This is a genomic window from Enterobacter cloacae (assembly GCF_011078175.1).
Classification (GTDB): domain Bacteria; phylum Pseudomonadota; class Gammaproteobacteria; order Enterobacterales; family Enterobacteriaceae; genus Enterobacter; species Enterobacter cloacae_Q.
The window spans coordinates 23,085-35,809 of sequence record NZ_JAALCJ010000010.1; the positions used below are offsets into that span (position 1 = coordinate 23,085).

Sequence of the window (12,725 nt, forward strand, 5' to 3'; positions counted from 1 at the left end):
ATTACCCCTTGGCTGCGACCCGGAAGCCATTTTCCAGATCGGCAATTAAATCTTCACAATCTTCAATACCGGTTGAGATACGCAGTAGCGTCTCAGAAATTCCGGCGGCGGCACGCGCTTCTGGCGCCATGCCTGCGTGCGTCATTGTTGCGGCGTGGGAGATTAAGCTTTCGACTCCCCCTAAAGATTCCGCCAGCGTAAACAGTGACAACCCGCTGAGGAAGCGACGCAGCGTCTGCTCATCGCCATCCAGTTCAAAACTTAACATCGCGCCGAACCCCTTTTGCTGACGCGCCGCGATCTCGTGTCCCTGGTTCTCCGGCAGCGACGGGTGATAAAGCTTTTTCACCAGCGGCTGGGTCTTCAGGAAATCGACAATCGCCTGGGCATTACGCTGCGCCACGTCCATACGCGGCGACAGGGTACGTAACCCACGCAGCAACAGGTAGCTGTCAAACGCACTGCCGGTGACGCCGATGTTATTCGCCCACCATGCCAGTTCGGTGACAAGCTCTGGATCTTTGGCAATAACGACCCCCGCGACAACGTCGGAGTGGCCGTTCAGGTATTTGGTGCATGAATGCAATACCAGATCCGCTCCCAGTGCCAGCGGGTTCTGCAAGGCCGGACTGAGGAACGTATTATCCACTACACTTATCGCTCCCGCATCCCTTGAAAGCTGACAAATTTTTGCAATGTCCACGACGCGCAGCAGTGGGTTGCTTGGACTTTCGACTAAAACCAGCTTCGGCTTTTCTGCCAGCGCCTGTTTCAGCGCCTGCTCATCACCCTGATCGACAAACAGCACGCGATAGCAACCGCGCTTCGCCAGGCTGTCGAACAGTCGGTAGCTGCCGCCATAACAGTCGTGCGGCGCCACCAGCAGATCGCCAGGTTTCAGGAACACGGTGGTCACCAGGTGGATAGCCGACATGCCGGTATTGGTCATCACCGCGCCTGCGCCGCCTTCCAGTTCCGCCAGCGCACGCTGGGTCACATCACGTGTCGGGTTACCACGGCGCGAGTAGTCATGGGCGCGTGGTTCATTAAATCCGGTGAAGTTATAGGTACTGGAGAGATGAATCGGCGGGACAACGCAGCCGTACTGCTCGTCATCATTCAATCCGCTACGCACTGCGATGGTGGCCTGTTTACGCGTCATGGTGAGGCTTCCTGGCGAATGAGGTGAAAAGTCAGGCACCAGAGTAAACATTGAAAGTATGGACGTCAATACATCTGGACATCTAAACTTCTTTGCGTATAGATTGAGCAATGCGCAAATAGCCGTTAAAATTATATGCTTTAGGACACGCTACAGCGGCAATATCCGTGCCTCGGTATCGTCTCTACGGTAAACTACGCAAGATTACGGTTCAAAACCGTCGGTTATCGGTTTTGCACCTTTAGATTAATGACTGAGAGGATTAAAGGTATCTCATGGCTGAATGGAGCGGCGAATATATCAGCCCATACGCTGAGCACGGTAAGAAGAGTGAGCAAGTCAAGAAAATCACGGTGTCCATTCCTCTGAAGGTGTTGAAGATCCTCACCGATGAACGCACGCGTCGTCAGGTGAACAACCTGCGTCACGCAACCAACAGCGAATTGCTGTGCGAAGCGTTCCTGCATGCGTTTACCGGCCAACCGTTGCCGAACGATGACGATCTGCGCAAAGAGCGCAGTGATGAAATCCCGGAAGAGGCGAAGGTAATCATGCGTGAACTGGGCATCGACCCGGAGACGTGGGAATACTAACAGCGGTGCGATCCCGCTGAGGGCGCTCAGCGGGAAGGTTTCTCAGAAGTTATAGCCTAAGCCGACACGCAGACGCGTCTGCCGATCGTCAGTGGTAGCAGTGTTATAGCCGGATGAGACGTTACCCACTTCAACAAACGGCACCCACGAATCAATGTTATACGCCACGCGGAAGTTGTATTCGTAATCTTCTTTCTTGCTGTTATACAGATTTTCGTTGTCGGCGAACTTATAAATTCCGTTCAGTTCGAACATCCAGTTATCGATATTATACCCCAGCCACATTTCCGGGCGATATACCGTTCGGTCATCTTTACCGTCTGCATTACGACGGGTATATTCCGTACGATAACGAAACGCCGCCCACCAGATATCATTAATATTATACTGCACGCGCAGATACGGTTTATATATAGCCATATCGTCGCCCATTTCAACCGCGACACCCGGCTGCCAGATAAATCCCTGCCAGGTGAACTGGTAGCTGGCCGTATATTCGCTGCTGTTGCTCTCCATATTATTTAGCGCATCATTAGATTGCTTTTCATCGGACCGCGACACCGCCTCTACCGCCACGCCAAAGCCCGTGCCAAAACGGTGTGACATGTACACACGGTCATAGTTACGCCCATCATCGTAATACTCGTGTCGGTAATCAACATAACCCGCCTGCGCCGCGCACGATAGTAATGGAAGCACGAATAAAAGTTGCTTCAGTTTCATCTTTTTTCCCTTAAAGTAAATACACCCTGAAAGCCATTGCTGTTGAAATGGCAAATAAGATATATGTCGAGCGCAGTGTAATTTTACGCCCAGAGGGAAACCTTTTATTTATTGCCATATCTGGCAACTAAATGGCAAACAGGCCAAGAAAACAGAGATAAAGTTCACTATCCGTATAAATAGGAATATATTAAGACGTCATGATAATTTTCAGAAAAATTAAAATATATATTTGAAGAGAATATATAACGATAGAATTAATTCAGGAGAAATATTACAGGCACAAAAAAACCGCCCGGAGGCGGTTTCTTCTGGATGCTTATTTAGCGCCCGGGATGCTGAAACGCTTGTTGAAGCGGTCAACACGGCCACCGGTTGCAACATCACGCTGCTTACCAGTGTAGAACGGGTGGCATTTGCCGCACACGTCCAGGTTCAGATCGTGACCCACGGTGGAGCGGATCTGGATAGAGTTACCGCAAGAGCAGTTTGCAGTAATCATTTCGTATTTCGGGTGAATATCTTTTTTCATGGGAGAACCTCAGTTAAGGCCGCGTCGCTCTTCCAGCCCTAACGCCAGACACCACGCGATGTTGAATGTAAGTTCTTTGGCGTAAAATACACCAAAGGCGGCGAATCATACAGAATTTGACCAACGTATGCAAACTGATCCGCACGCCGCTTTCACTAATGTGTATACTAACGCGCCACTTTTCAAGTCAGGAAGATTCGATGCCCGTCGCTCACGTTGCCCTGCCCGTTCCGCTTCCCCGCACCTTTGACTACCTGCTGCCCGACAGCATGAGCGCCAATGCGGGCTGTCGCGTGACCGTGCCGTTTGGCAAACAGCAGCGCGTGGGGATCGTGGTTTCCGTCAGCGAACACAGCGAACTGCCGCTTAACGAACTGAAATCGGTTGTTGAGGTGCTGGACAACGAGCCGCTTTACTCCACCAGTACCTGGCGACTGCTGCTGTGGGCGGCAGATTATTATCATCATCCGATTGGCGACGTGCTGTTCCATGCCCTGCCCATTATGCTGCGCCAGGGCAAGAGCGCCAGCCACGCGCCAATGTGGTACTGGTTTGCCACCGAGCAGGGCCAGGCTGTGGACATTAACAGCCTGAAGCGCTCGCAGAAACAGCAGCAGGCGCTGGCCGCGCTGCGCCAGGGAAAAATCTGGCGCCATCAGGTCGACGAGCTTGAGGTAAGCGAAACCGCGTTGCAGGCATTAAGGAAGAAAGGGTTGAGCGAGCTGGCCAGTGAAGCACCTGCCCTTCACGACTGGCGCGACGGCTTTTCCGTCTCGGGCGATCGCCTGCGTCTGAATACCGAGCAGGCCACCGCCGTAGGCGCGATTCACAGCGCCGCCGATCGTTTTTCCGCCTGGCTACTGGCGGGCGTCACCGGCTCCGGTAAAACCGAAGTGTATCTGAGCGTGCTGGAAAACGTGCTCGCGCAGGGCAAACAGGCGCTGGTGATGGTGCCGGAAATCGGCCTGACGCCGCAAACCATCGCGCGTTTCCGTGAACGCTTTAATGCGCCCGTTGAGGTTCTGCACTCCGGCCTGAATGACAGCGAGCGCCTCAGCGCCTGGCTGAAAGCGAAAAACGGCGAAGCGGCGATTGTGATTGGCACCCGTTCATCGCTGTTTACGCCGTTTAAAAATCTCGGCGTTATCGTGATCGATGAAGAGCATGACAGCTCCTATAAACAGCAGGAAGGCTGGCGCTACCACGCCCGCGACTTAGCCGTGTACCGCGCCCACAGCGAGCAAATACCCATTATTCTCGGGTCTGCCACCCCCGCGCTTGAAACGCTGCACAACGTTCGCCAGCGTAAATACCACATGCTGCGCCTGACGCGCCGTGCCGGGAATGCCCGTCCGGCCATTCAGCACGTGCTCGATCTAAAAGGCCAGCAGGTTCAGGCGGGACTAGCGCCCGCATTGATTTCCCGCATGCGCCAGCATTTACAGGCGGGCAACCAGGTGATTCTGTTCCTGAACCGCCGCGGCTTCGCACCTGCGCTGCTGTGCCACGACTGCGGCTGGATCGCGGAGTGCCCGCGCTGCGATCACTACTACACCTTCCACCAGGCTCAGCGCCACTTACGCTGTCACCACTGCGACAGCCAGCGTCCGGTCCCCCGTCAGTGCCCATCCTGCGGTTCAACGCATATTGTGCCGGTCGGTCTGGGTACGGAACAGCTTGAACAGGCGCTCGCGCCCTTCTTCCCGGACGTGCCCATCTCCCGTATCGACAGGGATACCACCAGCCGTAAAGGGGCGCTGGAACAGCAGCTGGCGGAAGTGCATCGCGGCGGCGCGCGCATCCTGATTGGCACTCAGATGCTGGCGAAAGGGCACCACTTCCCGGACGTGACGCTGGTCGCCCTGCTGGACGTCGACGGCGCGCTGTTCTCCGCGGATTTCCGCTCCGCCGAGCGTTTTGCCCAGCTTTATACCCAGGTTGCCGGTCGCGCCGGTCGAGCGGGTAAACAGGGCGAGGTGGTACTGCAAACGCACCACCCTGAACATCCGCTGCTGCAAACCCTGCTGCACAAAGGCTATGACGCCTTCGCGGACCAGGCTCTGGCCGAACGTCAGACGATGCAGCTTCCCCCGTGGACCAGCCACGTTATCATCCGTGCGGAAGATCATAATAATCAGCAGGCTCCGCTGTTCCTGCAACAGCTGAGAAACCTTCTGCAAGCCAGCCCTCTGGTGGATAATCAGCTATGGATTTTAGGTCCGGTGCCCGCGCTCGCCCCGAAACGCGGCGGCCGTTTCCGCTGGCAACTCTTACTTCAGCACCCTTCGCGTATCCGTTTGCAGCAGATCGTCAGCGGCACGCTGGCACTGATCAATACCCTGCCGGAAGCGCGAAAAGTGAAGTGGGTTCTTGACGTCGATCCGATTGAAGGCTGAAGACGGATCGAAAAATTTAATGCGCCTCACACTTTTTATGAAAATTCTGTAACCGATTCCATTAACTATCTGTAAAAATGGTGCTGTCCGCAGTTCGGTGTTCAGGCGAGGAGAAGACGTTGAAGTCCAGGAAAGAGGTTGCCTCGGCGACCATGAAAGACGTTGCCGAGAAAGCACAAGTCTCAACAGCAACCGTGTCCCGCGCATTAATGAACCCTGATAAAGTCTCCCAGGCGACCCGAAACCGGGTTGAAAAGGCGGCGCTTGAGGTCGGTTATTTCCCGCAAGCCATGGGGCGCAACGTTAAACGCAACGAATCCCGCACCATCCTGGTGATCGTGCCGGACATCTGCGATCCCTTCTTCAGCGAAATCATCCGTGGCATTGAAGTCACTGCGGCAGCCCAGGGGTATCTGGTGCTGATTGGTGATTGTGCCCACCAGAACCAGCAGGAAAAAACATTCATCGATCTAATCATCACCAAGCAGATTGATGGCATGCTGCTGCTTGGCTCACGCCTGCCGTTTGATGCCAGCATTGAAGAACAGCGCAATTTGCCGCCGATGGTCATGGCGAACGAATTCGCGCCGGAGCTGGAGCTGCCGACCGTTCATATCGACAACCTTACCGCCGCGTTCAACGCCGTGAACTATCTTCAGGAACTGGGGCATAAGCGCATCGGTTGTATCGCCGGACCAGAAGAGATGCCACTGTGCCATTACCGATTACAGGGCTACGTTCAGGCGCTGCGCCGTACCGGTTCTGTCGTCGATCCGCACTACATTGCGCGCGGTGATTTCACCTTTGAAGCAGGCGGGCAGGCGCTGGAAAAATTGCTGGCCTTACCAGAACCACCCACCGCGGTCTTCTGTCACAGCGACGTGATGGCGCTGGGGGCGTTATCCTACGCCAAACGTCACGGCCTGCGCGTGCCGCAGAACCTGTCGATTATCGGTTTTGATAATATTTCGCTTTCCGAATTTTGCGATCCGCCGCTTTCGACCGTTGCACAGCCGCGGTATGACATTGGCCGGGAAGCGATGCTGCTTTTGCTGGATCAGCTGCATGGTCAATCCGTTAGCAGTGGTTCACGGCTACTGGACTGTGAGCTGATTGTGCGCGGCTCTACCCAGGCATTAACTTAAAGTAAATACCTTTCGACACCCTTATCTGGTCAAAGCCCCGTCGCTTAAGTAACATGGCGGGCTGACGAACGAATAAATACAGCGAAACGATAGTGGCACAACGAGATTATGTACGTCGCGGCCAGCCGGCACCTTCGCGACGCAAAAAGAGTAGTTCAAAAAGCAAGCAACGTAGCCTGTCTGCTGTCTCTCCAGCCATGGTCGCCATTGCTGCGGCCGTGCTGGTGGCCTTCATTGGCGGCCTCTACTTCATTACGCATCATAAAAAAGAAGAGTCTGAAGCCCTTCAGGGCAACAAGGTCGTCGGCAACGGCCTGCCTCCGAAGCCTGAAGAGCGCTGGCGCTACATTAAAGAGCTGGAAAGCCGCCAGCCAGGCGTACGTGCGCCTACCGAGCCTTCTGCCGGGGGGGAAGTGAAGAATGCCGATCAGCTGACGGACGAACAGCGACAATTGCTCGCTCAGATGCAGGCGGACATGCGCCAGCAGCCTACGCAGCTGAACGAAGTGCCGTGGAACGAACAAACCCCGGCGCAGCGTCAGCAAACGTTGCAGCGCCAGCGCCAGGCTCAGCAGCAAACGCAACAGCAGCAGTGGACCCAGACGCAGCCGGTACAGCAGCCACGTACGCAACCGCAGCAGCAAACGCGTACCGTACAAACTCAGCCCGTCCAGCAGCAGCCGAAAGCGCAGCCGCAGAAGCAAACGGCACAGCCGTATCAGGATCTGTTGCAGACGCCAGCGCATACCACTGCGCAACAGCCCAAAACGCAGCAGGCTGCACCGGTCACCAAAGAGGCCGAGGCACCAAAGCAGACGGCTGAGAAAAAAGATGAACGCCGCTGGATGGTTCAGTGCGGTTCGTTTAAAGGCGCCGAGCAGGCAGAAACGGTGCGAGCTCAGCTGGCATTTGAAGGATTTGACTCACGCATTACCACCAACAACGGCTGGAATCGCGTGGTGATTGGCCCGGTCAAAGGCAAAGAAAATGCCGATGGCACTATTTCTCGTTTGAAAGTGGCAGGCCATACAAACTGCATTCGACTCGCCTCCGGGGGTTGAAACCCCCAAAATCTCCCCCATCTATCATTTAATTCGGCCCTGAGCACAGGCTCAGGGCTTCTGTTTCCCGAATTTGTAACCAGGGGGTCTGTTCGTGACAACAATAGTAAGTGTACGCCGTAACGGCCAGGTGGTAATTGCCGGTGATGGCCAGGCCACGCTGGGTAATACCGTCATGAAAGGCAACGTGAAGAAAGTACGTCGTCTCTATAACGACAAAGTGATCGCCGGTTTCGCAGGCGGCACGGCTGATGCCTTCACGCTGTTTGAACTGTTTGAACGCAAACTGGAAATGCATCAGGGTCATCTGGTGAAAGCCGCCGTTGAGCTGGCAAAAGACTGGCGTACTGACCGCATGCTACGCAAGCTCGAAGCGCTGCTGGCCGTGGCTGACGAAAACGCCTCGCTGATCATCACCGGTAACGGCGACGTGGTTCAGCCTGAAAACGACCTGATTGCCATCGGCTCTGGCGGCCCGTACGCCCAGGCCGCAGCCCGTGCGCTGTTGGAAAATACCGACATGAACGCGCGCGATATCGCGGTGAAAGCGTTGGATATTGCAGGCGATATCTGCATCTATACCAACCACAATCACACCATCGAAGAATTACCGTCTAAAGCGTAAGGATCGCCCATGTCTGAAATGACCCCACGCGAAATTGTCAGCGAACTGAACAAACACATTATCGGCCAGGACAACGCCAAGCGCTCCGTGGCTATCGCACTGCGTAACCGCTGGCGTCGCATGCAGCTCGACGAAGAGCTTCGCCACGAAGTGACGCCAAAAAATATTCTGATGATCGGCCCGACCGGTGTGGGTAAAACCGAAATCGCCCGTCGTCTGGCCAAATTGGCTAACGCGCCGTTCATCAAAGTTGAAGCCACCAAGTTCACCGAAGTGGGCTATGTGGGTAAAGAAGTGGACTCCATCATCCGCGACCTGACCGACTCGGCGATTAAGATGGTGCGTGTCCAGGCGATTGAGAAAAACCGCTATCGCGCCGAAGAGATGGCCGAAGAGCGTATTCTCGACGTGCTGATCCCACCGGCAAAAAACAACTGGGGACAGGCTGAACAGCAGTCTGAACCTTCTGCTGCGCGTCAGGCATTCCGCAAAAAACTGCGCGAAGGCGAGCTGGACGATAAAGAGATTGAGATCGATCTCGCTGCCGCGCCAATGGGCGTGGAAATTATGGCGCCTCCGGGCATGGAAGAGATGACCAGCCAGTTGCAGTCCATGTTCCAGAACCTGGGCGGGCAGAAGCAAAAAGCGCGTAAGCTGAAAATCAAAGACGCGATGAAGCTGCTGATTGAAGAAGAAGCCGCGAAGCTGGTTAACCCGGAAGAGCTGAAACAGGACGCTATCGACGCGGTTGAGCAGCACGGTATCGTGTTTATCGACGAAATCGATAAGATCTGTAAGCGCGGCAACGCGTCCGGCCCGGATGTCTCCCGTGAAGGCGTTCAGCGCGACCTGCTGCCGCTGGTGGAAGGTTGCACCGTCTCCACCAAGCACGGCATGGTTAAAACTGACCACATTCTGTTTATCGCCTCCGGTGCGTTCCAGATTGCCAGCCCGTCTGACCTGATCCCTGAACTCCAGGGTCGTCTGCCAATCCGCGTTGAGTTGCAGGCGCTGACCACCGAAGATTTCGAGCGTATTCTGACCGAGCCAAACGCGTCTGTAACCGTGCAGTACAAAGCGCTGATGGCGACCGAAGGCGTGAACATTGAATTTACCGATGACGGTATCAAACGCATCGCCCAGGCCGCGTGGCAGGTCAACGAAACCACCGAAAACATCGGTGCGCGTCGTCTGCACACCGTGCTGGAACGCCTGATGGAAGATATCTCTTATGATGCGAGCGACCTTAACGGTCAAAGCATTACCATTGACGCAGACTACGTGGGCAAACACCTGGATGCGTTAGTGGCAGATGAAGATCTGAGCCGTTTTATTCTATAATCGCGTTCAATGCATTTTCATCACTGTTGATGGGGGCTATGGCCCCCATTTTTATTGGCTAAATAACTATGACTGATATCAGCCGTACACAGGCGTGGCTCGAAAGTCTGCGCCCTAAAACGCTTCCTCTGGCTTTTGCCGCCATTATTGTCGGTACCACGCTTGCCTGGTGGCAGGGTCATTTCGATCCGCTGGTTGCAGGTCTGGCGCTTGTCACCGCCGGGCTGCTGCAAATCCTCTCTAATCTCGCCAATGATTACGGCGATGCGGTAAAAGGCAGCGATAAGCCTGACCGTATCGGGCCGCTGCGCGGGATGCAAAAAGGGGTGATTACCCAGGCACAGATGAAGCGGGCGCTGATTATCACCGTGGTGTTGATTTGCCTGTCCGGGCTGGCGCTGGTGACGGTCGCCTCGAAAACCACCAGTGATTTCATTGGCTTCCTGGTGCTGGGCTTGCTCGCTATTATTGCAGCCATTACCTATACCGTCGGGACGCGTCCTTACGGGTATATTGGCCTGGGTGACATCTCCGTGCTGGTATTCTTCGGCTGGCTGAGCGTGATGGGAAGCTGGTACTTACAGGCGCATACGGTGATCCCTGCCCTGTTCCTGCCGGCGACCGCCTGTGGTCTGCTGGCGACGGCGGTGCTGAATATCAATAACCTGCGCGACATCGACAGCGACCGCGAGAACGGTAAAAACACGCTGGCCGTGCGTCTGGGTCCGGTGAATGCACGGCGCTATCACGCCTGCCTGCTCATCGGCGCGCTGGTCTGCCTGGCGCTGTTCAATCTGATCTCTCTGCACAGCCTGTGGGGCTGGCTGTTTGTGCTCGCCGCACCGCTGCTGATTAAGCAGGCCCGCTACGTCATGCGTGAACTCAGCCCGGCCGCCATGCCACCGATGCTGGAACGTACGGTAAAAGGCGCGTTGCTGACTAACCTGCTGTTCGTCATCGGGATTGTCTTAAGCCAGACGCTGAGTTAGCTGACAAATATCAATTAACAATTGATGATTTTGCCAACAACGCATTTCGCACGATATACTGAACACATTCGCAGCAACAGAGCGTTAAACCTATGAAATACGATACCTCCGAGCTTTGTGACATCTACCAGGAAGATGTCAACGTCGTTGAACCCCTGTTCTCCAACTTTGGTGGACGGTCGTCGTTTGGCGGACAAATCATCACGGTGAAATGTTTCGAGGACAACGGGTTGCTGTACGATCTGCTCGAAGAGAACGGCCGTGGCCGCGTTTTGGTCATCGATGGCGGCGGTTCCGTGCGTCGTGCATTGATTGATGCCGAACTGGCTGGCATCGCCGTGCAGAACGAGTGGGAAGGCATTGTGGTGTACGGTTCCGTGCGCCAGGTGGACGATCTGGAAGACCTGGATATCGGTATTCAGGCCATTGCCGCCATTCCGGTTGGCGCAGCGGGTGACGGCATCGGCGAAAGCGACGTGCGCGTTAACTTCGGCGGCGTGACCTTCTTCTCGGGTGACCACCTTTATGCTGACAATACCGGCATTATCCTTTCTGAGGATGCGCTGGATATTGAATAGTTAATCGGTAAGCGAGCTCTATAAAAAAAGCCGGGTGGCGGCTTCGCCTTACCCGGCCTGTTCAATTCATTCCCTAAGGAAATCAAACTTCTTCCATACGTCCCAACAGCGCCTGCAAGCGTTCCTGCCAGCCGTTCTGCTGTTCGCGCAGCTGGTTGTTTTCGCGCTCCAGTTCTTCACGGCTGTGCTGAGCATTCTGAACTTCCTGTGACAGGGAGTTGTTCTTCTCTTTCAGCTCTTCAATTTCCATTTGCAGCAGCGTGATGGTGTCAATCGCCTGCTGTACTTTCGATTCCAGTTTCTCAAACACTTCTAAAGACATGATCCTACCTCTCCTGAATTGCAAGGCGACGCTTTAACGTAAACGCGCACAACATATATTCCGATTGTATGGAGCGCCGTCGCCCCTGTCCAGCGGCATGCCACGCAGATCGCGGTTTGCAACACTTTTCGGCCTCGTCCTGGTGCGTTCGCCGCATATACCCCTAAGTTGTTAACCCATAGGTTAAAGAAATGATTCACCCCACAATCATTACCTGATGTAAAAACGCGCTTTATGGCGCGAAAACGCTCATTTTATTGACACAGACCACACATTTAGATTTCGATATTTCTCGTTTGTGCTCGTTAACGATAAATTAACACTATGTCTACAGGGCATCGTGACTGTCACGGGCGGTCACGCAAACAATAAACATTACTCTTTTGCAGGATTCCGATTATGAGTCAGACATCAACCTTAAAAGGCCAGTGCATTGCCGAGTTCCTGGGTACCGGGTTGTTGATATTCTTCGGAGTAGGCTGTGTCGCTGCACTGAAAGTGGCGGGTGCCAGTTTTGGTCAGTGGGAAATCAGTATTATCTGGGGTCTGGGCGTGGCGATGGCCATCTACCTGACCGCAGGGGTTTCCGGCGCACATCTTAACCCGGCGGTGACCATCGCGTTGTGGCTGTTCGCATGCTTTGACGGACGCAAAGTTGTTCCTTTCATCATTTCGCAATTTGCCGGCGCCTTTTGCGCAGCGGCGTTAGTTTACGGGCTTTATTACAATCTTTTCATCGACGTCGAACAGACGCATCATATGGTGCGTGGCAGTGTCGAAAGTCTGGATCTGGCAGGCATTTTCTCAACGTATCCAAATCCGCATATCAATTTTGTGCAGGCGTTCGCGGTTGAAATGGTGATTACCGCTATTCTGATGGGCGTTATCATGGCGCTCGGTGACGACGGAAACGGCATTCCGCGCGGCCCGCTGGCGCCACTTTTGATTGGCCTTCTCATTGCGGTAATTGGCGCATCCATGGGTCCGCTGACCGGCTTTGCGATGAATCCGGCGCGTGACCTGGGTCCGAAAACCTTCGCCTTCTTTGCGGGATGGGGCGAAGTCGCCTTCACGGGCGGCAAAGACATTCCTTACTTCCTGGTTCCGCTGTTCGGGCCCATCGTAGGGGCGGCGCTGGGCGCATTCGGCTATCGCAAACTCATTGGTCGCCACTTACCGTGCGACACCTGTGTGGAAGAGGAAAAAGAGACGACTTCCACCACACAACAAAAAGCTTCGCTGTAATCTGACTACGGGA

At 54.7% G+C, this 12,725-nt stretch carries 13 protein-coding genes; 9 read left to right on the forward strand and 4 right to left on the reverse strand.

The genetic code is table 11. The features are described from left to right. Position 1 precedes the first annotated feature (1 nt). On the reverse strand, positions 2–1,162 hold the full coding sequence (metB, locus tag G6Q29_RS18920) for a cystathionine gamma-synthase (RefSeq protein WP_032615276.1): 1,161 nt from the start codon (positions 1,160–1,162) through the stop codon (positions 2–4). A gap of 275 nt (positions 1,163–1,437) precedes the next feature. Here metB and metJ point away from each other — a divergent pair, with 275 nt between their 5' ends. Continuing rightward, positions 1,438–1,755 carry a met regulon transcriptional regulator MetJ gene (gene metJ, locus G6Q29_RS18925; RefSeq protein WP_003862042.1) on the forward strand — a complete coding sequence of 106 codons (318 nt, stop codon included), beginning with the start codon at positions 1,438–1,440 and terminating at the stop codon, positions 1,753–1,755. A gap of 42 nt (positions 1,756–1,797) precedes the next feature. Here metJ and G6Q29_RS18930 read toward each other — a convergent pair whose 3' ends face one another. Both G6Q29_RS18930 and rpmE read right to left on the reverse strand, forming a co-directional pair. Beyond that, on the reverse strand, positions 1,798–2,478 hold the full coding sequence (locus G6Q29_RS18930) for an oligogalacturonate-specific porin KdgM family protein (RefSeq protein WP_165466714.1): 681 nt from the start codon (positions 2,476–2,478) through the stop codon (positions 1,798–1,800). 319 nt (positions 2,479–2,797) lie between these two features. Beyond that, positions 2,798–3,010, reverse strand: a complete 213-nt coding sequence (gene rpmE / locus G6Q29_RS18935) for a 50S ribosomal protein L31 (protein ID WP_003862040.1) — start codon at positions 3,008–3,010, stop codon at positions 2,798–2,800. A 200-nt stretch (positions 3,011–3,210) separates the two neighbouring features. Between rpmE and priA the strand changes: the two genes are divergently transcribed. From priA to rraA, 7 genes are all read left to right on the forward strand, one after another. Continuing rightward, on the forward strand, positions 3,211–5,406 hold the full coding sequence (gene priA / locus G6Q29_RS18940) for a primosomal protein N' (RefSeq protein WP_165466715.1): 2,196 nt from the start codon (positions 3,211–3,213) through the stop codon (positions 5,404–5,406). A gap of 119 nt (positions 5,407–5,525) precedes the next feature. Further along, entirely contained in the window at positions 5,526–6,551 is a 1,026-nt protein-coding gene (cytR, locus tag G6Q29_RS18945) for a DNA-binding transcriptional regulator CytR (protein ID WP_165466716.1), read from the forward strand. Between the two features lie 92 nt (positions 6,552–6,643). Beyond that, positions 6,644–7,612, forward strand: a complete 969-nt coding sequence (gene ftsN / locus G6Q29_RS18950; RefSeq protein WP_165466717.1) for a cell division protein FtsN — start codon at positions 6,644–6,646, stop codon at positions 7,610–7,612. Positions 7,613–7,706: 94 nt separating this feature from the next. Beyond that, on the forward strand, positions 7,707–8,237 hold the full coding sequence (gene hslV, locus G6Q29_RS18955; protein WP_003862036.1) for an ATP-dependent protease subunit HslV: 531 nt from the start codon (positions 7,707–7,709) through the stop codon (positions 8,235–8,237). Positions 8,238–8,246: 9 nt separating this feature from the next. Beyond that, positions 8,247–9,578 carry an HslU--HslV peptidase ATPase subunit gene (gene hslU, locus G6Q29_RS18960; RefSeq protein ID WP_003862035.1) on the forward strand — a complete coding sequence of 444 codons (1,332 nt, stop codon included), beginning with the start codon at positions 8,247–8,249 and terminating at the stop codon, positions 9,576–9,578. 62 nt (positions 9,579–9,640) lie between these two features. Continuing rightward, positions 9,641–10,567, forward strand: a complete 927-nt coding sequence (gene menA / locus G6Q29_RS18965) for a 1,4-dihydroxy-2-naphthoate polyprenyltransferase (RefSeq protein WP_087924327.1) — start codon at positions 9,641–9,643, stop codon at positions 10,565–10,567. Positions 10,568–10,659: 92 nt separating this feature from the next. Continuing rightward, positions 10,660–11,145, forward strand: coding sequence for a ribonuclease E activity regulator RraA (rraA, locus tag G6Q29_RS18970; protein WP_165466718.1), 486 nt, complete (start codon positions 10,660–10,662; stop codon positions 11,143–11,145). An 82-nt stretch (positions 11,146–11,227) separates the two neighbouring features. Here the strand turns inward: rraA and zapB are convergent, their stop codons facing one another. After that, complete coding sequence (zapB, locus tag G6Q29_RS18975) at positions 11,228–11,467, reverse strand: septal ring assembly protein ZapB (RefSeq protein WP_003862031.1); 240 nt, start codon at positions 11,465–11,467, stop codon at positions 11,228–11,230. Between the two features lie 399 nt (positions 11,468–11,866). On the opposite strand from zapB, the gene G6Q29_RS18980 reads away from it, so the two are divergent. Next, a complete protein-coding gene (locus tag G6Q29_RS18980) occupies positions 11,867–12,712 on the forward strand; it encodes an MIP/aquaporin family protein (protein WP_165466719.1) in 846 nt (281 codons plus the stop codon). The last annotated feature ends 13 nt before the right edge of the window (positions 12,713–12,725 follow it).